General features: G+C 67.6%; 15 protein-coding genes. 4 read left to right on the top strand and 11 right to left on the bottom strand.

The annotated features are described in order from the left end of the window. The first annotated feature begins 52 nt into the window (after positions 1-52). Complete coding sequence (locus OG474_RS30855; protein WP_405057114.1) at positions 53-619, top strand: TIGR03086 family metal-binding protein; 567 nt, start codon at positions 53-55, stop codon at positions 617-619. Here the strand turns inward: OG474_RS30855 and OG474_RS30850 are convergent. The 3 genes from OG474_RS30850 to OG474_RS30840 are packed head-to-tail and all read right to left on the bottom strand — an operon-like array spanning position 616 to position 3,770. Then, positions 616-1,371: an SDR family oxidoreductase gene (locus tag OG474_RS30850; RefSeq protein ID WP_405057113.1), complete on the bottom strand. Its 756-nt coding sequence runs from the start codon at positions 1,369-1,371 to the stop codon at positions 616-618. The two genes, OG474_RS30855 and OG474_RS30850, sit on opposite strands and share 4 nt — an antisense overlap. After that, a complete protein-coding gene (locus tag OG474_RS30845; RefSeq protein ID WP_405057112.1) occupies positions 1,371-2,591 on the bottom strand; it encodes an acetyl-CoA C-acetyltransferase in 1,221 nt (406 codons plus the stop codon). Before OG474_RS30845 ends, OG474_RS30850 begins: the two co-directional genes overlap by 1 nt. Positions 2,592-2,624: 33 nt before the next feature. Continuing rightward, positions 2,625-3,770 carry an acyl-CoA dehydrogenase family protein gene (locus tag OG474_RS30840; protein WP_405057111.1) on the bottom strand — a complete coding sequence of 382 codons (1,146 nt, stop codon included), beginning with the start codon at positions 3,768-3,770 and terminating at the stop codon, positions 2,625-2,627. A gap of 73 nt (positions 3,771-3,843) precedes the next feature. Here OG474_RS30840 and OG474_RS30835 point away from each other — a divergent pair, with 73 nt between their 5' ends. Continuing rightward, a complete protein-coding gene (locus tag OG474_RS30835) occupies positions 3,844-4,443 on the top strand; it encodes a TetR/AcrR family transcriptional regulator (RefSeq protein ID WP_405057110.1) in 600 nt (199 codons plus the stop codon). Positions 4,444-4,501: 58 nt separating this feature from the next. Here OG474_RS30835 and OG474_RS30830 read toward each other — a convergent pair whose 3' ends face one another. After that, positions 4,502-5,068, bottom strand: coding sequence for a YceI family protein (locus tag OG474_RS30830; protein WP_405057109.1), 567 nt, complete (start codon positions 5,066-5,068; stop codon positions 4,502-4,504). Between the two features lie 135 nt (positions 5,069-5,203). On the opposite strand from OG474_RS30830, the gene OG474_RS30825 reads away from it, so the two are divergent. Next, entirely contained in the window at positions 5,204-5,671 is a 468-nt protein-coding gene (locus tag OG474_RS30825; protein ID WP_405057108.1) for a MarR family winged helix-turn-helix transcriptional regulator, read from the top strand. On the opposite strand, the gene OG474_RS30820 is transcribed toward OG474_RS30825, so the two are convergent. Further along, positions 5,672-7,018, bottom strand: a complete 1,347-nt coding sequence (locus tag OG474_RS30820) for an FAD-dependent oxidoreductase (protein WP_405057107.1) — start codon at positions 7,016-7,018, stop codon at positions 5,672-5,674. 97 nt (positions 7,019-7,115) lie between these two features. Between OG474_RS30820 and OG474_RS30815 the strand changes: the two genes are divergently transcribed. Continuing rightward, positions 7,116-7,550, top strand: coding sequence for a MarR family winged helix-turn-helix transcriptional regulator (locus OG474_RS30815; protein ID WP_405057106.1), 435 nt, complete (start codon positions 7,116-7,118; stop codon positions 7,548-7,550). A gap of 147 nt (positions 7,551-7,697) precedes the next feature. Here OG474_RS30815 and OG474_RS30810 read toward each other — a convergent pair whose 3' ends face one another. From OG474_RS30810 to OG474_RS30785, 6 genes are read right to left on the bottom strand one after another with little or no spacing between them, the layout of a single operon-like run. Beyond that, entirely contained in the window at positions 7,698-8,168 is a 471-nt protein-coding gene (locus tag OG474_RS30810) for an SRPBCC domain-containing protein (protein ID WP_405057105.1), read from the bottom strand. Continuing rightward, positions 8,168-8,503, bottom strand: coding sequence for an ArsR/SmtB family transcription factor (locus tag OG474_RS30805; protein ID WP_405057104.1), 336 nt, complete (start codon positions 8,501-8,503; stop codon positions 8,168-8,170). The genes OG474_RS30810 and OG474_RS30805 overlap by 1 nt, the downstream gene beginning before the upstream one ends. A 59-nt stretch (positions 8,504-8,562) precedes the next feature. Beyond that, on the bottom strand, positions 8,563-10,428 hold the full coding sequence (locus OG474_RS30800) for a hypothetical protein (RefSeq protein ID WP_405057103.1): 1,866 nt from the start codon (positions 10,426-10,428) through the stop codon (positions 8,563-8,565). Next, positions 10,421-15,571, bottom strand: a complete 5,151-nt coding sequence (locus OG474_RS30795) for a hypothetical protein (protein ID WP_405057102.1) — start codon at positions 15,569-15,571, stop codon at positions 10,421-10,423. The genes OG474_RS30800 and OG474_RS30795 overlap by 8 nt, the downstream gene beginning before the upstream one ends. Then, entirely contained in the window at positions 15,568-18,873 is a 3,306-nt protein-coding gene (locus OG474_RS30790; RefSeq protein ID WP_405057101.1) for a hypothetical protein, read from the bottom strand. The genes OG474_RS30795 and OG474_RS30790 overlap by 4 nt, the downstream gene beginning before the upstream one ends. After that, positions 18,873-20,084 (bottom strand): Kelch repeat-containing protein, encoded by a 1,212-nt coding sequence (locus OG474_RS30785; RefSeq protein ID WP_405057100.1) that lies wholly within the window; start codon positions 20,082-20,084, stop codon positions 18,873-18,875. The genes OG474_RS30790 and OG474_RS30785 overlap by 1 nt, the downstream gene beginning before the upstream one ends. Between the last annotated feature and the right edge of the window lie 27 nt (positions 20,085-20,111).

Below are 20,111 nucleotides of genomic sequence, written 5' to 3'. Positions count from 1 at the left end.
TCCCCAGAATAGGCGACAGCAGATGTCACCTATAGAGCCCGAGGCTAGGGCTATGACAAACACAGACCCACGACCGCTGTTCATCCGCGCACTCGACCAGACCCAAGGCCTCATCGACACCATCGGCCCCGACGAACTCTCACGGCCGACGCCGTGCCCGGAGTACGACGTCCGCACGCTGCAGGCGCACCTGCTGTCGGTCGTCGCCCGCATCAACCTCGCTCTGACCGGAGGTGATCCGCTGAGCATCCCGAAGGTGACCGACAGCCCCGACATCGCCGGCACCTGGAAAGAGCACCGGACAGCGCTCGACGTGACGCTGGCCGACGACTCCATCCTCGGCCGGATCTGCAAGCTACCGTTCGGCACCTTGCCGGGCGCGGCCGCGATCGGCGCCTACACCGGTGAGCTCACCACGCACTCGTGGGATCTCGCGAAGGCGACCGGGCGGCTCGACCAGCTCGACGACGAGCTGGCGAACCAGGTGCTGCCGATGGTCAGCCAGTTCCTTCCGGCTGAACCGCGGGGCGGCGACATCCCGTTCGGCCCGGTCGTACCGGTCGCCGACGACGCGTCGCCGTACGACCGGCTTGCCGCTTGGCAAGGGCGTCAGCCCTAGCCGACCATGCCGCCCTTGAGGGTGAGGCCGCCGTCGATGGTGATGGTCTGACCGGTGATCCAGGACGCCTCGTCGGACAGCAGGAACCACACCAGCGAGGCGACATCCTCCGGGCGGCCGAGGCGGGCCATCGGGTACGTCCCGGCGACCTCTTCCTCACGCCCCTCGTAGAGGGCTCCGGCGAACTTGGTCTTCACCACCGCCGGAGCCACGGCGTTGACCCGGATCTCGGGCGAGAGCTCCAGCGCGAGCTCGGCCGTGACCCGGGACAGCATCGCCTTGGTCGCGCCGTACCAGCCGATCCCCGGCGACGGCGAGAGCGCCGCCAGCGAGGACACGTTCACCACCGCGCCGCCGTGGTTGCCCATCCACGCGTCCCGGCAGGCCTTCACCCAGGAGATCGTCGCCAGCACGTTGGTGTCGACCATCTTGGCGGCGACACCGGCCTCGATGTCGAGCAGGTCGCCGTAGATCGGATTGATCCCGGTGTTGTTCACCAGCAGGTCGAGCGATCCGTACGTCGCCACCGCGGCAGCCACCACCGCGCCGCGATGAGCGCCGTCCGCGGCGTTCCCGGCCAGGCCGAGGGCGTGCTCGCGCCCACCCAGCAGCTTGACGGCCTCGTCGAGAGCTTCCTGCTTGCGCCCGGTGATGACGACGCGCGCACCATCGGCGACCAGGCGCTGGGCGATCGCCAGTCCGATGCCCCGTGAGGCTCCGGTGACGATCGCCGTACGGTTGTCGAGACTCATCAGCTGAGCCGCTCCAGGACGATGGCCATGCCCTGGCCGCCGCCGACACACATCGTCTCCAAGCCGAACTGCTTGTCCTCGAACTGCAGACCGTTCACCAGCGTGGTCATGATGCGCGCACCGGTCGAGCCGAACGGGTGGCCGAGCGCGATCGCGCCGCCGTGCACGTTCAGCCGGTCCTCGGCGATGCCGAGCTCACGGGCCGAACCGATCACCTGGACCGCGAAGGCCTCGTTGATCTCGACCAGGTCGATGTCGTTGATGCTCATCCCGGCCCGGGCCAGCGCCTGCTTCGACGCCTCGACCGGACCGAGGCCCATGATCTCCGGCGACAGACCGCTCACGCCGGTGGAGACGATCCGCGCCAGCGGGGTCAGTCCGAGCTCGCGAGCCTTGGTGTCGCTCATGATCACGACCGCGGCCGCGCCGTCGTTCAGGGGGCAGCAGTTGCCGGCCGTGACGGTGCCGTCGGGACGGAAGACCGGCTTCAGGCCGCTGACGCCTTCCAGCGTCGTACCGGCTCGCGGGCCGTCGTCCTTGCTGACCACAGTGCCGTCCGGCAGCGTCACCGGCACGATCTCGCGCTCGAAGAAGCCGTTGTTGATCGCCTTCTCGGCCAGGTTCTGCGAGCGGACCCCGAAGGCGTCCTGGTCGGCGCGGGTGATCCCCTTGAGCGTCGCCACGTTCTCCGCGGTCTGGCCCATCGAGATGTAGATGTCCGGCAGGTAGCCGTCCACGCGCGGGTCGTGCCAGGTCTCGTTGGTCTCCGCGTACTTCGCCGTCCGGGCGACCGCGTCGGTGAACTGCTCGTTGAACGAGCTCGGGTCGCCCACCCCGGCGGAGCCGAAGTTCTTGTACCGCGACACGCACTCGACGCCGGCGCTGACGAAGATGTCGCCCTCACCGGACTTGATCGCGTGGAACGCCATCCGCGCGGTCTGGGTCGACGACGCGCAGAACCGGTTGACCGTGGTCGCCGGCGCGTTGTCCCAGCCGAGCTGCACCGCGACCCGGCGGGCCATGTTGCCGCCGTGCTCGTCGTGCGGCTCCGCGCACCCGAGCATCAGGTCCTCGATCTGATCACCGGTCAGACCGATCTTGTCGGTCGCCGCCTTGATCATCTGTACGGCGAGGTCGTCGGGCCGGATGGTGGTCAGCGACCCCTTGTTCGCCCGCCCGATCGGCGAACGCGCCGTGGACACGATGACTGCTTCAGGCATTTCGCAGATCCCCTATCGCTGAGAACGACACAGTCAGAGGCCGAGGTCGCGGCCGATGAGTTCCTTCATGATCTCGTTCGAGCCGGCCCAGATCTTGGTGACGCGCGCGTCGCGCCAGGCGCGGGCGACGCGGTACTCGTTCATGTAGCCGTAGCCGCCGTGCAGCTGCACGCAGGCGTCCAGGACCTCGTTCTGCACGTGGGCGCTCCACCACTTGGTCTTGGCGGCGTCGACGGCGGTCAGCCGGTCCTCGTCGTGCGCGACCACGCCGTTGTCGACGTACGCCTGGGTGACCTCGACCTTGGTGACCAGCTCGGCGATCAGGAACTTGTTGTACTGGAACGATCCGACCGCCTGACCGAAGGCCTTACGCTGCTTCACGTACTCGATCGTCTCTTCCAGGATCTGGGTGGCATGCGCGATGTTCGACACCGCGGCGCCGATCCGCTCCTGGGCCAGCCGCTCCATCATGTGGATGAAGCCGCGGTCCAGCTCACCGAGAACGTTGTCATCAGCAACGAAGAGGTCCTCGAAGAAGAGCTCCGAGGTACCGGACTCGGTCTGGCCGACCTTGTCCAGCTTGCGCCCGCGGGCGAAGCCCTCCATGCCTTCCTCGACGACGAACAGCGTGATGCCCTTCGCGCCCTTCTCCGGCGTCGTCCGGGCAGCCACGATGACGAGGTCGGCCATGTCGCCGTTGGTGATGAAGGTCTTGGAGCCGTTCAGCACCCAGCCGCCGTCGGCCTTCTTCGCGGTCGTCTTCAGCGCGGCCAGGTCGGACCCGCCGGACGGCTCGGTCATCCCGATCGCGGCGACGTACTCACCGGAGCAGAACTTCGGCAGCCAGCGCTGCTTCTGCTCCTCGGTGCCGAGGTCGACGAAGTACGGCGCGGCGCAGTCGTAGTGGATCCCGAAGCAGCTCGACAGCGCGGCGGAGACCTTCGAGACCTCCTCGGCGAACACCTGGTTGAACCGGTAGTCGCCGACGCTGGAACCGCCGTACTGCTCGGGGACGTCGAGCCCGAGGAAGCCCTGCTTGCCGGCCTCGAGCCAAGCGGCCCGCTCGATCGTCTTCTCCTCGAGGAACTGCTCCATCCGCGGCACCAGCGAGCGGTCGCAGTACTCCTTGGCACTGGCCCGGAAGGCGTGGTGATCCTCGTTGAAGATGACGCGGTCCATCGTGCGGCCTCCCACTGTGAGATTGCTGGCTAAGCGCTTGCTTAGCTTCACGCTTTTGGTGCAGGGTGTCAACGTGTCCGCAGTCACCGATTCCCTCGAATGGGAGCACGTCGAGCCCGCCGCCGCCCGCCGGCTGCTCCGCGGCGCCATCGACGCGTTCGCCGAGCGCGGCTTCCAGGCCACGACCACGCGGGACATCGCCTCGCGGGCCGGGATGAGCCCGGCGGCGCTGTACGTGCACTACCCGTCGAAGGAGCGGCTGCTCTTCGAGATCAGCCTGCACGGCCACAACGCGGCTCTTGAGGTACTGCGCTCCGCTGACCAGGACGGTGCCCCGGCGGACCGGTTGCGCGCACTGGTCGCGGCCTTCACCGCTTGGCACGCCCGCCACCACACCATCGCGCACGTGGTGCAGTACGAGCTGGGCGCACTCGCTCCGGAGCACCTGGCCGAGGTCGCGACGATCCGCCGGGCCATTTCCACGCAGATCGAGCAGGTGCTGGCCGACGGCGTACAGGATGGTTCGTTCGCCGTACCGGACCTGCCTGGCACGACGCTCGCCGTACTGTCACTGGCTATCGATGTGGCGCGCTGGTACACGCCGCATCGCGGGGATCCGGACGCGCTGGGCAAGCTCTACGCGGACCTGGCGCACCGGATGGTCCAGGCATGAGAAGGCCCCGCATCCCACCTGGATGCGGGGCCTCTTTCAGAAGCTCAGTCGCAGCAGATCAGGCCTGCAGTGCGGCCTGGACGTCGAGGTGGATCTCCACCTTGTCACCGATCAGGAGCTTGCCGCCCTCGAGCGGGATGTTGAAGTCGATGCCCCAGTCCTTGCGGCTGATCGAGGCGGAGGCCTCGAAGCCGATGATGGTCTGGCCGTAGGCGTTCTGGTCGACACCCAGGAACTCGAAGGCGAGCTCGATCGGCTTGCTGACGTCCTTGATGGTCAGCTCGCCGGCCAGGATGTAGTCCTCGCCCTCCGCCTTCAGCGCGGTGCTGGTGAAGGTCATCTTCGGGGTGTTCTCGGCGTCGAAGAAGTCGCCGGAGCGCAGGTGCCCGTCGCGCTGGTCGTTGCGGGTGTGGACCGAGGCCAGCTCGACCGTGACGTTCGCGGTGGAGTCCTCGAGGGAGTCCTTGACGACGATCTCGCCGCTGAACTCGCGGAAGGTGCCGCGCACCTTGGTCATCAGGTGGCGGACCGTGAAGCCGATCTCGGTGTGCGCCGTGTCGAGGGAGTAGGTCCCCGAAACCAGGCCGGGGATGCTGGTGGTCGGGGTGCTGACGGTCTCAGTCATGAGGTCCTCTCAGGGAAGTGCAGGTCTGTATCGGGGGGCGCCTGGTCAGGCTCAGGTTGTTGTGTCAACCTGTTGACCACGACGCTACGGACCAACGGTTTAAAAGTCAATTACATTCCCGGTACACTGGTTCACGTGACGACGACGAAGACTGAGACGCACTGGCTGAACGCAGAGCAGCAGGTGGCGTGGCGCGCGTATCTGCTGGGCACGGCGCGCCTGATGGCGAAGCTGGACGACGAGCTCCGGCGCTTCGGCATCGGTATCAACGACTACGAGATCCTGGTCCGCCTGTCGGAGTCGCCCGATCGGCGACTGCGGATGGCGGATCTGGCCGACCGGCTGCACCAGAGCCGCTCCCGGCTGACGCACACGATCGGCCGGCTGGAAGCGGCCGAGCTGGTACGGCGGACGTCGTGCACGAGCGACAAGCGTGGCGTCTGGGCCGAGCTGACCGAGGCGGGCCACAACCTGCTGGTCGAGGCGGCGCCGACCCATGTGGAGAGCGTCCGGGAGAATCTGGTCGGCCTGGCGAGCCCCGAGGACTTCGCGGCGATCGGGCGGGTCTTCGACGCCGTCGCCGAGCACGTGGGTCAGCACTGATCAGAGATTGAGCTCCAGCTCTTCACGGTCGGCACCGCGGTAGGCCAGCATCGAGTCGCGCATGCGGCGCTTCAGTGGCGGCACGTTGTTGACCGTCCGCATCACCGTGCGCATGCCGGCCAGCGCGACCCGGCCGATGACCGGCTTGTGCGCCGGGTCGTCGGAGGTCATCTGGGCACGCGACTTGAGCACCGCGTCGAAGCCGTAGTCGATCATCTTCGCCTCGTACTCGCGCACCGCCGGGATGAGCTCACTGCGACCGTCCCGGACCTCAACGAGCTGGCGACAGAGGTTCACCGCATCCCGTAGCGCCGTGTTCGCGCCCACTCCACGACCCGGGGTCATGGTGTGGATCGCATCGCCGATCAGCGTGACATTGGTGGTTTCCCACGGCTCGAGAGGCACCGAGGTCCGGATGTTCACCGGGAAGCACGTGCCCGGATCGGTCAGCTCGAACAGCCGGCGCAGATTCTGATGCCAGCCCGGCGTCAGCTCGAGTGCCGCATCCATCAGGTCGCGGCCGGTCAGCTCCATGATGTTGGCCGGAATCTTCTCCTTGGTCGCCGACAGACCCCAGTTGATGTAGTCGCGGGTGTTGTCGAACTGCAGACCGGGCCACTGCCGGATCAGCTCCTCGGTGTTCCCGCCGATGCCACTCTTCAGGTGCCCGTCGCGATCCCACTGGAACTCCATCACGTGCACGATGCAGCCCACGCCCCGCGGAGCCTGAATCAGGCTGATCCCCTCGAACACCTTCGGCGGAACGAGGGCAGTGCTCTCGGCGGTGATCGGTAGCTTCCCGGCGATCGCGATGATCCCGGTCTCCTCCATCTTCGCCTGTGGGAGGTATTGCCGCCGTACCCGGGAACCCGCCCCGTCGGCGGCAACGAGCAGGTCGCCGGTGGCCGTCGTACCGTCGGCGAAGTAGGCCGTCACCTCGTCGCCGCGCTGCTCGAAGCGGGTGAACTCCTTGCCATAGCGCACGACGTCGTCCAGCCCGGTCAGCAGCACCTGTCGCATCGTCATCCGGCTGATCGACTTCTCACTCGCGATCGGGTCGGTGACCGGCGGCAGCTCCATCGACAGGACCTCCTTGAGGTCCTCGGTGAGCATGTTGAAGTACTTCGGATCGCGAGCCCGGGTCGCCACGAACGTGTCGTACAGCTCCGTCGGCAGCAGCGCGTGCAGCGCCCGGCTCCCGTCGGGATCGATGCCGACCCGATAGCCGTGCAGACCGTCCGTGCGCAGCGCGTCGCGCTCGAACACCGCGACCTCGATCCCCGCCCGCAGCAGTCCGTGCGCCAGGGCGAGCCCGCCGGTCCCGCCGCCGATCACCAGCACCTTCATGATCCTTCTCCTCATATCTCAGATCTTCAAGTATCTTGTTAATCCGAGTATCTTGGAGATCCGAGATAAAAGCAAGCCCGATAAGGTGAGGCGGACCATGACCAATGCCAGCGAAGAGCTCGCCGCGGGGATCCAGCAGCAGATGATCCGGTTCATCGCGGACGTGATCCTGTTCAACCACTCCGTCTCCGCCAAGCTCGGGCTCGGCGCCAGCGACTCGCAGTTCATGACGCTGCTGCAGACCCACGGCCCGCTCACGCCGCGGCAGCTCGCGGACTACAGCGGCCTGACATCGGGCACGGTCACCGGCGTGATCGATCGGCTCGAGTCCCACGGCTTCGTGACCCGCCGGGCCGACCCCTCCGATCGCCGCAAGGTGGTCGTGTCGCCGTCGTTCGAGGCGATCCAGAACACCTTCACGCCCCTGTACGCCGAGCAGGGCGCCCGGATGCAGGCGGTGCTGGCGACCCGCACCGCCGAAGAGCTGCGGACGATCCTCGCGTTCCTCACCGACTCTTTGGCCACCGACTAAACCGTTAGCCCGGTTTGCCTCACCCCGGGGGCGTGAACAGGAACCGGTGGGCGTGAACAAGGTATTCCCTGTTCGCAGCCCCCACCAGGTGTGCGGGCCCTCGGGTTGCGGCCGGCGCGCCGACGTCGACGACCGTCCGCACGAGCTTCATCGCGCCGCCTCCACCAGCTCGGCGAGCTGCCTCGTCACAGTCCCCCAGCCATCCGCGAACCCCAGTTCCGCATGGCGTTTCCGCGACGCCGGATCGGCATGCCGGACGACAGCCCGGTACACCGTTCCGTCCGCATGATCGGCCAACGTGATCTCGGCCGCCATCGTGATCGGCTCGGGATTCGCCGGCCGCCAGGCACTGTCGATCGCATTCGTGAACACGATCCGCTCGAGCTCGTCGACGACCAGGAAGGTCGCGTCGAGCTGCGGCGCGAAGTCCACCCCGTCCTCACTCATCCGCGTCACCAGCGCACCACCGGGCCGCGCCTCGAAGCGCTCGACGCGGCAGACCATCGGCGCGGGGACCCACCACTTGGCGAACTTGGCCGGATCGGTCCACGCACTCCACACCGCCGAGCGGGGCGCGCGGATGATCCGCTCCAGGGTCAGGTCCAGATCGGGATTCATTACTGCTCCTCCATCGATTCGGTGACGAACTGCTCGAGCCGATCGGTGCGGTCCTCCCAGATCCGCCGCTGCTCGGCGAGCCAGCCGTCCACGAGCGCCAACCGCTCGCGATTGAGCACACAGGTCCGCACCCGGCCGGTCTTGACCGTCCGGATCAGCCCGTTCGACTCCAGCGTCCGGACATGCTTCATGAACGAGGGCAGCGTCATCGGAAACTCCGCCGCCAACTCCCCCACACTGGTCGGCCCGCGACCCAGCCGCCGGATCACATCCCGCCGCGTCGGGTCCGCGAGCGCGACGAAGACCCCGTCGACCTCGAGCGAATACTGTGCCATGAGGCTAAGTATTACCCCGGCCCGACACTTAGCGCAAGGGCTAAGTATTGGTCGCCGGGTCAGGCCGTGGGCTTCTTCTCCGAGGCGTCGACGAGATGGTCGAACGCCAGGCCGCTGGAGCCCTCACCCCGGCCGCTGCTGCGCTTCGCGCTCAACCAGACCACCGCTCTGCCGTCGCGCCAGCGCGTCCGGTTGTAGGCGACGGTGAGCCGCGTCCCGGCCTGTGTCACCTCTTCCTCGTTGATGAAATAGGTCCGCTTCGGACCGTCCAGGTTCTCCCGCAGCAGATCGGTCTGTGGTTCCGCATTACCACCGGCCAGGCTGGTCATGACCGCACGCTGCAACCGGATCGCCCGGTCCTCGTTCGGCACGTGCACCGCGATGAACGGGATCCAGTTCTCCGGCACCGTGCTCATCACCTCGTACACGACCGGCGCCGTCGGCACCGGTTCGTCCGTCGGGTCGCCCAGAAGGTTCAGCCGATAGGTGAGGCGTTCGGACACGACCTCGCTGCCCCGCCGGCTGTCACCGGTCGCGAGCGCGATGGTCTTCTCGATTCCCCAGACCATGTTGGCGTTCTCGTCGCGGATCAGCGCGACCTCCTCCAGGGCCGGTCCCTCCGCGACCTTCGGCACACTCGACGGCAGGAACAGATCCGTGTCCGCCGGGACGTGCTCGTTGCCAATCGTGTCCAGGGTGAACATCGCCCAGCGCTGCCAGTCCTCATCGTCCCCGCTTCCGGCTGGTGCGATCGTCTGCTGGATGCCGAACACATCCGTGACGACCAGCGACTGCACCGACGCCAGCGTGCCGGCCGGTAGATCACACGGCACCTGGAACCAGTCGTTGCTGTAGACCAGCGCGAACTCCAGAAAGATCAGCCGGGCGAGGTCGGTACTGTCCGGACGCACGGCGGCGAAGTTCGTCTTACCGTCCTCGACCGCCCACCACCGCGGCAGCGGCATCCCGGAGAACCGCACCGGCGCCGGGAAAACGGTCCGGTTCCGCGGCGCCGGGATGGTCACCGATGACCCACCGATCGGCCCATCGGGGTCGACCGAGAAGGCGTGCCAGTCCAGCGTGCCACCGGGGTACTCCTGCGCGGTGAGCACCTTCTCCGGTACGCCGGGCGGCGCCGCCGCCACCGAGAAGCGGTGCTCGAGCCGGACCGGATCCCAGCCACTGTTGCCGTTCGGCCGCTGGTCGGTCACCTGGCCCGGCTGGTCGATCAGGTTGTCGAACCACTTCACCAGGCTGTCGCCGAGCTCGGCCAGCTTCGTCTTCGGATCCAGCAGCCCTTCGGCGACGCCCTTCCAGGCCGGGTTGCCGGCCTTGACGAAGCGATACAGCTTGTAGCCGTCCATCGCCCGGCCGGCCATCGCCTGCATCGAGGACCAGACCGCGGGGTGCGCGACCTGCGCGTCATCGGCCGCGGCCTTCGGGTCCGGCAGCTCGATCTTGTACTTGTCGATGTACTTGTCCCGGTAGAGCAGGAGCAGCCCGAGCAGACTCTTCTGGCTCAGCAGCTTGATCCACTGCCGGCCGATCGCCAACCGCAGATCGAACGAGACCTCGTCCGGGCCGATGTCGAACGGCACCACCCGCCGCTCCGCGATCGCTTCCAGCGGCGCCCGGTTCGGGATCGGCTCCACAACCCCACCCGGTGGCCGGTACGACGTCGGTTCCGCAAGCCGCACGCTGTACTGCGCTGTGACCGGCGAACCCCCGTCCGATCCCTGGAACTCGCCCAGCTGCCACTGCCGGGTCAGCATCCAGAGCGGATCGCGAACCTCGGCCCGCAGCGCCTCCCCGAACTCGGTCGTCCGCGGCCGGCCCTCCAGCCGGTTCCACAGGCCGACGCCCGGAACCGCCCGGTCGTGCAGTTCCTTCGCGAACGTGTCGACCGGATTGTCCTGCTCAGGCATCGGCCCTCCCCCGAAGATTGTTGGCGGCCAGATCGGTGCTGATCGTGATCGGCGGATTCGTCGCCGCCAGGACGGTTGCCGGGAGCAACTGCGCGTACGCCGTACCGTCGAGGTGCTGTGGTTCGACCGCGCGGGACTTCGCGAGGTCGTAGGTCTCGTGGATCGCGGCGACGAGATCGTTCCATCGCCACCCCTTGTCCGGCTGCGGCGGCACGACCAGCAGCATCACCTGCGGTGGCTCGGAATCCGGGCGGTCGTAGTGGAACGTGAGGCCGGTCGTCTCTTCCGCGGCCGGCAGCAACTCGGTCCACTCGTCGAGCAACAGCCCGCAGTGCGCCTTGGTCCCGAGCAACGGCTCGTCCGCGTAGTGCGCGGTGAACAGCACCCGGTCCTCGTCGAGGTCGTAGCCGGGCACGATCTCCAAGGCCAGCCAGGTGTCTTTGGTCCGGTACGGCAACTGGATCGGCGTCAGCTCCGGCTCCACCGGAGGCGTCAGACTGCCCAGCAGGCCGGGCTTGCGGAGCGTGGCGCTGAGCGCGACGCTCTGTTCCCACAGCCGCGGCTTCTCCCGCACTCTGGCCATGCCGTGCAGCCAGTCGTCGACCGGGAAGTCGTGGTTGTACGGCTTCGGCTGGAGGTGCGCCACCAGCCGAGTACTGTCCGCCCGGGCCTTGCGCCACTCGTCGGCCACCTGGTCCGGCGGCGTGAACTCCGGCACGACCAGCACGTCCTCGCCGAGCAAGGCCTTCAGAGCATCGATCCCGGCCTCGACCTTCTCCGGTCCGAGCACAGCAGCGTCGTACGCCTTCAGCGCCAGGGCGTAGACCGCGATCCGGGCATCGATATCGGCCTGCAACGACTTGGCCCGGGTGAGCAGTTCGGTCGCGTAGGCAACGATCGCATCCCCGTACGGCGTCAGGTCCAGACCGCTCGGGTCGAAGTCGCCGACCGGTCGCCCGGCCGATGCTTCGGCCAGCAAACCGCTCAGCGTGGTCTCCGTCGAGGTGGCCAGGTCAGTCACTGCTTCAAGCTTGTCCGCGAAGTCACGACGTCGCGTGGTGATGATCTGCCGGAGCTTCTGCGGTGTCTCGGGACGTGGCGTGGTCGGCTTGGTCGTGAGCAGTCGCTCGATCTGCTGCAGTCGCCGGTACCGTTCCTCGGCCGCGGTGGTCGACGGCAGGCCGTCGTACTGGGTGATGAGGGTGGTGGCGGTGCCGAGGGTGGTGTTCATCCGCTCGGCCACAACCTTTGCGGACCTGAGGATCGCGACGCACTGCCCGCGGCGCCAAGCGGCGAGCTCACCCCAGCTGCTTCTGGTCATGCCGAACGCACCGGCCTGGAGCGCGAGTCCGGCGTACCCTGCGAGGTATGTGTCGATCTCGGCCAGAATCTCCGGCCGCATCGGTCCGGCGGGCGGCGCCGGGAAGACCGAGACGAGGTCGCCGATGTAGTCGGTGACAGCGTCTCGGAGATCCCCGAGCTGGGCCCGAACGGCCAGCGGCCGATCTTTGTCCAGGGCAACTACCGCGTCCATCGACCGGTCCACCGAGGCGGTGCCCGCGGCCGGGACCAGGTCGGTGGCCCGCAGCGTACGGGAGGTCGTCAGCAGCGACCGGAAGGTAGCGATCAACGACGACAACTCGAAGAGCGTCACCTTGTTCGGGACGCGTGTCGTGTACTCGATCTTCAGCTCGGTATCCGGCCGCGGGTGGTCCCGGTCCAGGACGACACCGACGATCCGGTCGTCGAGGTCGCTCATCGCCGCCTCGTCCTGCGGACGCAGCGCCCAGAGCAGGTCGATCGGCTGCAACTCCAGGTCGAACAAGGTGACCACGCGCCGGCGCGGCTCCTTGCGGACCGGATCGGTCCAGGTGACCAGGACCACGATGTCGAGCTGGGCCGGCAACTGCTTGGCGAGCCAGGCGTTGAGGGCCGGCTCGGCCTTGGCCCGCGGGCCGGAACCGCGAAAAGTCGTCGCCGTGTTCGGCTTCAGGCTCGGCGTCAGCTGCAGGGCGAACCGGTGCGTCAGCGTGACCCCGCTGCGCGGCGTCTGCACCACGGCGGGCTCGGGCGGGAAGCCGTCCTTGGCGTAGGCGTCCAGCGTGGCGGAGGCCCGCTCGGTGTTGCCCATCAGCGCCTGATGGGTGCCTTCGGCAACGGCCAGGTCGGCCAGCGCGTCGTGCAGGTCGAGCAGCCGCTCGACCTCCTTGCCGATGGCCGCCTTCTCCGGATCACTCGCGGACGGCATGCCGTTGAGACCGAACGGGTACTCGAGCACCTCGGTGCTGGATCGGGTGACGAACTGCAGCAGCGCCAGGCCGTCGATCACGTTCCGGGCCTCGATCTCCTCGACCGCGTTGCTCGGAACCGCACCGAGCTTCCCGGCCCGCAACGGGAACTGGCCACGCAGCGGATCGATGAACTGATCCAGCTCCACCGGGTCTTCGAGGTAGCGGTCGTGCAGACCACGCTCGAACCGGTACCCCAGCAGCGCGCTGAGCGACTGACCCTGCCGCAGACCGTCCAGCAGGTTGAGGGCCAGCCGGACGCGTTCCGAGGTCAGGTTCACTGCGAACGCGCCCGGCGTCTCGGGCTTCCCGTTGGCCATGTATCCGGCCCGAAGGACCGCCGCGGTCGTGGCGTGGTTCGGCGACGGCGCGTGGATGTAGCCGCCGTTCGGTGCGGGAGGCTTCGGTTTGACGTTCTCGAGCCAGCCATAAGCACCAAGGTGGACGCCGGTCTTGGCCGCTGCGGTCCCGTCGGTCCCGAACCGCATCTGGGCCAGCCGCTCGTTCACCAGGCCGAGCCGCCAGGAATCAAGCCGGTACGTCGCAGTGTCCAGGTGCTCGGCCACCAGCCGACCCAGTCGTGCCGTCGGTAGGCCGGTCAGCACGTCCAGTGCCTCGAGCTGCTCCCGCAGCCGGACCGTGGCCGGGCTGGTCGCAAGAACCGTGGGAATGTACTCGACCAGCTTCTTCGTCGGATCCGAGGTGATGTCCGGGTCCGGCGAGTACAGCTGCCGGAGCCTGCTCTCACTGGGCAGACCCGCGCCCTGGGAGATGTGGATGAACAGCGGGTCGCTGGTGGGCAGCGGCGACCGGCCCTTGGCCTCGGAGAGCTTGCGGCCGGCCTCCTCCCAACCGAGCATCACAGCGTGACGTGCCAGCAGGTACAGCAACGCGGCGGGCTTCTTGATGAGCCCGTCCTCCCGGCGGATGCTGTCGAAGTCCGTCCGGGCCTTCGACGCCAGCCAGGCCAGATAGTCCTGCCCCTTGATCGGATCCGTCTCCGACAGCGGGCGGTCGTCGACCAGCGCTCCGGTCAGCGGAAACTGGTCGCCGAGGAACAGGCGCCGTACCAGGTCCGGATCGATGGATCCGACGTAGCCGAGCTCGGTGAGCAACGCAAGGATCGGCTGCGGCATCTGCAGGACCTCAGCGAGCCGCTGGATCACCAGCGGCCCACCACCCATCAGGTTGCGCCGGTTGTAGATGTCCTCGACGCTCTGCGCGTAGCGCTGGTAGTACTCGGCCGACGTCGGATGCAGCGCCAGGATGTCCAGCAGCACCTGATGCGGATCGCCGCTGGAGCCCAGGTGCGACACGTGAGTCTCGGCCGCCGATTGCCAGTCCGCAGCCGCAACCTCGAGCAGGCTGTGGAGTTTGGCCCGCGACGCCTGGCCGGCCGGCCAGGTCATCGTCTTGAAGGATGTGGTCGGCAGAATCCCGTACGGCTGCCGGCCGACCTTGAACGCCGGGATCGGCCCCCGACCGCTCACGTGGTGCTGGAAGAAGTCCCGGGTGTCCTCGACCACCGACGCCGGCACGATCGGGTACAGCGTCGTCTGCAGGAAGTTGCCCCAGGTCGCCGGCCACAGCACAGTGTTGGCGGCGCGGGCCTCGCGCTGGTCGGTCCCGTCGGCATTCGGCGCGCCGGTGAGCTTCTGCGGGTCGATGCCGAGCAGCTCGGCGAACGTCTGGCCGTCGGTCTTGGTCTTCCAGTCGTTGGGCCCGAGCGCTTTCCGGAGACCGAACGCGGTCCGCAGACTCGTCGCGGCCTCGTCCTCCTTGGGCTGCCCGGCCGGAGCCTCGTCGCTGTTGTTGGTCGCCGTGCCCTGCGGAACCAGGCCGAATCCATCGGTGCTGCGGAGCTGGTCCCAGATCAGCTCACCAAGCTCGCCGGCCGCGACGGCCGGTGCGGATTGCAGACGCAGGCCGAGGACGACCAGGCGATCGACGCCACCCTTGTTCTTCTCGTTCAGCGTGATGCGAAGGCCCATCCCTTTTTCGACAGCCTTGCCGAAGTTGGTCAGCCAGTCCAGGTCCGCCGGGATGCGGAGCTCGCCGGTCTTCTCGTTGACGACCTTGAGCTGTTCGTCCTCGGACAAACTCGGGTCCGGGCTCACCGCCAGTCCGGCGGCGGTGAGCTCACAGTTGTCGTCGATGACGAGCTCCGTGCCCTTCCAGCCGAAGACGTAGAACCGTTGCGGCAGCAGGTTGACCTTGGCCTTGGTCGTCCACGAATGCGGCGCAATCACTGCCGGCCGGACCGGAAGCACCAGGAAGGCAACCCGTACGGCGTCGCCCGCACCGGCCGGTACCGAGTCGAGACCCGACGGGCGGCGGCGCCGGATCGCATCCGCCCGGGCCGCACCGACGGCCGTCAGCAACGCGAGGTCGGCGGACCGGATCCGGTCGCGATCTCCATGCGCCTGCCAGACCGAGGTCCAGTACGTCGTCGTCGGCCCACGATCGTTCGCCGGCAGCGCGGCCGGACTGACGACCACCAGGACCGTGGTCCCAGCCGGTACGCCGCTCGGCCGGTCCGCCGGGTTGGCCGCGGGGTGCTCGGTCAGCATCCAGGCAGCGCGGCCGACCGCCATCCGCCCGACAAGCTCGTTCCACGCGGCCTGCTCGGCGGCCTGGTTCCCACCGGCGCGCCAGATCGCCGTCCAGTAGGCGTCGATGGCGGTCAGCTCGGCAGCGGTCGGGTGCTCCTCGAACTTGTCGATCGCCCACTCGTCGGGGAAGATCCGGATCAGCAGCTCGGTCGCGGTGAACCGGGTCTCGATCCGGACCGGCCCCAGCAGCACCGGGACACCGACATCCAGCCTGCTGATGTCAGGAACGGGCACTTTGGTCATGTCGGCCTCACTGGTGATTTCTTCGGCAGCATCTCTTGCGCGTGCACGGCCATCAGCACCGGCGCCTGGAACAGCATGTAGGCGATGTCGGCCGAGCCCAGCTTCTGGTTCCAGGTCTCCAGCAGGTCGTCCTCGAGTCGCTGGACGACCTTCTCCTGGTCCGGTCCCGACTTCCCGTCCGGACCGAGTTCGAGTGGATCAAGGCTGATCGTCGGGGTGTGCTCGTCCAGCCGCAGGAATCCCGAGTCGCCCGGGTCGAGGACCTTCCAGGTGAGGTCGTTCCAGACCTCCACCTCGACATCGGCCGGGCCGTCGTCGACGCCGAACCGCGGATCGCCGGGGCGCTCCTTGATCACGAAGAACCAGCCCGCGCCGTCCGGGTCGTCGGCACCCTTCACACCGCGAACCTGGTCCTCGGTCAGGTCGAAGCCGAGCAGGTAGATGTCCGGTTGGACCAGCGCCTCGTAGATCGGCATCTGGACCTCGTTCGGCGCCGGGTCGGCCGGATCCCGGAAGGTGCAGAGATCACGCTCGTGGGCAGGAACCGGCGTACCGTCCTTCTCCCGGAACGTGACGGCCTTGTGCGCGTAGACGACGGCGTTCGGGTACTTGCGCAGCAACTCGCCCCGGATCACCAGCACCACCTCGGTGCCCTGGACCGTGTCCCGGTCCCGGTTGTCGTGCTCCCCGAGCTTGCTCTCCGGCTTCCACAGGTGGAGCGGCTCCACGTCGTACAGGCGTTTCCGTCGGTCTTCGGCGCTCTCGTCGTCCAGGGGCAGCATCGACTTGACGTCCCAGAACTGACGGAACGGCGTACCGCGCTGGTCGGTCGGGTACTCGCGCCACAGGAGCTCACGGGCCATCTCGTGGTTCAGGCCGGTCATGTAGGCCTCGATGAACGGCTGGTTGACGTTCATCAAGGTCACGCTGTTCGGCGGCACCAGGTTGATGTTGGGGACGAACAGCTCGTCCCCTTGGTCGAGGAGCGCCTGGTACATCGGAGTGTCGAAGACCGGGTATGCCATCACCTCGGCCAGCTGACCGGTCGCTTGGCTGAGTCGCGGCGGCAGCGTCACCCTGCTCTGCAGGTTCTTCGGCACTGTGAGCTTCGGACTGAGCTCTGCGACCACTCCGGTCCCGACGGCGTCCGCACCGAGGATTTCGCGCGGCTTCACATACCCACCGATCGCTGCGTCGTTCCAACCGCCATGCAGGGTTCGAAGGGCGTCCTTGAAGATCCGTGCCTCGTCGCTGTCCTGTCCCGGGGTCGCGTCGAAGGTCTGATTCTCCTCGGGCAGCGTGATGCGGAAGGTGATACTGAAGGGCAGATCGTTGACCGGGTCGCCGCTCGTACCCGGCAGCGGCGGCAGATGCGCATCCAGCTTCTGCGGGGTGACGACCGCGGGCGGGGTCACTTTCGGCGCTGCTGCGGTCGGACTGGCCGGGTCGTCGCTGTCCATCCTCGGCACCAGGGTCTCCGGCGGAGTCGCCGGCGGAAAGGTCAGTGACTTGATCAGCCGCGCACCCGGCCTGGTGATCCGGCGCATCGTCGGCGAGAGCGGCGCCGCGGCCACCACGCTCTCGGCAACGCGGAATCCGACAGCGAGCCGCTCACCCAGGACCGGGTCAGCACCGTCGAGCTTCGCAGTCGGCGGACCCGTGGTGGTGACGCGGGTGTTCGCCGGAGCGGTCAATGCGAGTATGCGGCCGGAACGAACCGCCTGCACGGTCGCCTGCGCTGCTGCGGACCGTGAAGTCTTCTTCGGCTTCGGCGTGATGTGTTTGTCGTTGAGCGCCGTACCGACCTCGAGCTGCACCTGGGCGGCGCGGATCTTGGCGTTCGCCTCGACGATGTCACCGACCTGCTTCCAGGCGGCAGCCATCAGATCTTCCTGCTGGGCCTGGATGACGTTCGTACCGAAGTTGGCCGCCACCCGGAAGCGGGGGTCCAGATTCAGCTTGTGCACCCAGTTGTCCCGGTTCTGGACCGGGCTGCCGTCTCTGTTGTTCAGCAACCTGTTGGTGAGCGCATGCCACCGCCCGTACAGCGGCGGTGTGATCACCGGGTCGGTGTCTTGGGCAACACCCACGGCGGCGTTGGCTACCGCGGGCCCGGTGTGCGCATAGTCGTCGGCCAGGTTGATGTACTTGGCCAACGCCTCCTGGAACACGTGCGGGTACGTCGCGGGCGGCAGCCGGTCCCACAGCTCGTACTTGTCATTCAGCGGCTGGGACGGCGCCCGCAACGCACCGCCCAGCAACAGCACCCCGTCGACCGGATCCGTGATCCCGGGGAGCATCGGTGGCGTCTTGTTGTGTACGTCGATCTCGCGCCGGCCGACGCGCTTGTCCACCTCCTGCGGCTTCAGCAGCCGGACCAGCGCCTCGAAGTCACCAGTGCTGCCGGTGCTGAAGAACCAGCGGTGGTAGTACGGCAGCCTGCCCGCTTGTTCCCGCTCCCCAGGCTCTCCCCAGCTGTAGGTAGGCCTCGCCTTGTCGGGGTCGAACGTGATGCCGAGACCGGACAGGCGCCCGGTCTCGAAGGCCGGCACCAGGAAGGCGTGGTACGTCGTATTGGGCAGCAGGTGCCGCGGACAGATCAGCCGGCAGCTCGCGTTGTCCGGATTGTCAGCCAGGACCTTCCGGAACGCAGCGAGACCGGCAGCGTCGTCCGTTGATCGCGCGAGGGCTGCGAGGGAGCCGTTGACGTGGACATGCGCCCAGGCGCCGAGCTGATCGTGCGGGGGCAACGCAGCGGGTTCAAGGACGTCGATGAACGGCAGTGGCCGGTCCGGCAGCACACCTTCCTTGAACTCGGCTCCGGTCACCGGACCTGGTTCAGTGACAGCCTGTGGGTCCTTCGGTGCGGCCAGAACGATCAGGGCCAACCAGGGATGCAGCCGATTGGTGTCGTTGTCGCGTGGAGCCGGGCTGTAGCGCCAGAGGAAGTCCTCGTCGTAGAACTCGATGTGGGCCAGGTAGTTCGGCTCCACGTTCGTGATCCACGGCCGGGGCTCGGTGCGGACGATGGCTCGCGGGTCCACCCCGACCACGTCGCCCGGCCCGTAGATCTGGATCGGCTGCTCGACGAAGTCCTCGATCTCGTCGGGCCCGGTGACCGGCTCACCGCTCAGTCGCAGACGCACCGGCACCGTTGCGCGTCCCGTCGTACTGGCGGCTCTGCTTTCGGGGCTGTCGATCTTGGTGGCGATACCGGTACGCAGCCAGGACAGGAAGGAGTAGGTGGAGTCCTTCACCGTGTCGAGCGTGGCGCCTTCGTCCACCACCACCTGAGGGTCCATCACGGTGTGACTCCGGCAGGCAGCTTGTAGAACTCCGCAGTGTTCGTCAGAACAGTGACGCCCTGTACGGCGGTTGCGCTGCCGGACTGTACGACGCCACCGACGACCAGCACGCGGTCACCCGACAGCGCGACCGCGCCGAAGCCCCAGCGGCCGGTGGTCAGGGGAGCCTCCGCAGCCCAGTCGGAGGTCAGCAGCGTCGCACTCTGGTAGCCGGCATCGCCGTTGACGTTCTGATAGCCACCGCTCGCGGAACTGTCGGTGCCGCCGGCTACCAGCAGCTTGCCCGCTTTCACCTCGACAACGCGGTGTGAGCTTCGGCCGATGCCCATTGCGTTCAGCGGGGACCAGGTGCCTGGACCCGGGTCGTAGCGCTCTACTGTGGCCAGGCTGAACGGCTGGAAGGTGCCACCGGCCGAGCTGCCCGGTGCAGCGCCACCAACGACGACGACCTTCCCATCTGTGAGCTGTACGGCGTGATGTCCACGACGTGGAGCGGCCAGACTCGCGGTGGACGTCCACCCCTTGCTCGTCGGGTCGTAGATCTCGCAGTAGGCCAGGGCGGTGTCCTGCTGCGGGCCGACCGCCGTACCGCCACCGACGACCAGGACCTGGTTGTTGACGGCGAATGCCGAGTGACCGGAGCGGGCGTCGAGCATGGGGACAGCGTCGGCCCAGGTGTCGTTCTTGACGTCGTAGATCTCAGCCGAGGACAGCGTCCGGATCGAGTTGCCCACTCGCTGCGTACTGCCGCCGGTGATGAGCACCTTGTCGTCCGGCAGCACAGTCGCTGTGTGTCCCCAGCGGCCCTGCTTCATCGTGGTGGCGGTTGCCGTCCAGGTGCCGGCAGCGATGTCGTAGATCTCTGCAGTGTTCAGCCCGGCGGCCGCAGGCTGGAACGAACCAGTCGCACCGCCGGTGACGAGAACCTTCTTGCCGCTGTCGATCACGGTGACCGTGTGCATACGGCGCGCACTCACCATCTTCTTGTCGGCGACAGCCCAAGCCGGCGTGGCCGCGTTCGGATCGAAGAGGAAGCACTCGTTGACGGCAGTGCCGGAGCTGTCCGCGCCACCGGCGAGCAGGACCATCTCCTTGGAGTCCTTCTTCACCACGACCGGACCGTCCTGCTGGCCGAGCCAGCTCCGGGCAGCAGGCAGCGTTCCGGCGGTAGTCCAAGTGCCGGTGGCCAGCAGCGTCTCACTCGTCATGTGTGCGGACCTCCGTGGTCGCGTTCA

Origin of the sequence: Kribbella sp. NBC_01505 (assembly GCF_045040285.1) — a bacterium.
Classification (GTDB): domain Bacteria; phylum Actinomycetota; class Actinomycetes; order Propionibacteriales; family Kribbellaceae; genus Kribbella.
Note: the sequence above shows the minus strand (reverse complement) of the source record. Positions and strands in the feature narration are given on the sequence as shown.

Coding starts and splice junctions, on each gene's coding strand:
- OG474_RS30855 (WP_405057114.1), top strand. CDS start 53: ATGACAAACACAGACCCACGACCGCTGTTCATCCGCGCACTCGACCAG.
- OG474_RS30850 (WP_405057113.1), bottom strand. CDS start 1,371: ATGAGTCTCGACAACCGTACGGCGATCGTCACCGGAGCCTCACGGGGC.
- OG474_RS30845 (WP_405057112.1), bottom strand. CDS start 2,591: ATGCCTGAAGCAGTCATCGTGTCCACGGCGCGTTCGCCGATCGGGCGG.
- OG474_RS30840 (WP_405057111.1), bottom strand. CDS start 3,770: ATGGACCGCGTCATCTTCAACGAGGATCACCACGCCTTCCGGGCCAGT.
- OG474_RS30830 (WP_405057109.1), bottom strand. CDS start 5,068: ATGACTGAGACCGTCAGCACCCCGACCACCAGCATCCCCGGCCTGGTT.
- OG474_RS30820 (WP_405057107.1), bottom strand. CDS start 7,018: ATGAAGGTGCTGGTGATCGGCGGCGGGACCGGCGGGCTCGCCCTGGCG.
- OG474_RS30815 (WP_405057106.1), top strand. CDS start 7,116: ATGACCAATGCCAGCGAAGAGCTCGCCGCGGGGATCCAGCAGCAGATG.
- OG474_RS30810 (WP_405057105.1), bottom strand. CDS start 8,168: ATGAATCCCGATCTGGACCTGACCCTGGAGCGGATCATCCGCGCGCCC.
- OG474_RS30805 (WP_405057104.1), bottom strand. CDS start 8,503: ATGGCACAGTATTCGCTCGAGGTCGACGGGGTCTTCGTCGCGCTCGCG.
- OG474_RS30800 (WP_405057103.1), bottom strand. CDS start 10,428: ATGCCTGAGCAGGACAATCCGGTCGACACGTTCGCGAAGGAACTGCAC.
- OG474_RS30795 (WP_405057102.1), bottom strand. CDS start 15,571: ATGACCAAAGTGCCCGTTCCTGACATCAGCAGGCTGGATGTCGGTGTC.
- OG474_RS30790 (WP_405057101.1), bottom strand. CDS start 18,873: ATGGACCCTCAGGTGGTGGTGGACGAAGGCGCCACGCTCGACACGGTG.
- OG474_RS30785 (WP_405057100.1), bottom strand. CDS start 20,084: ATGACGAGTGAGACGCTGCTGGCCACCGGCACTTGGACTACCGCCGGA.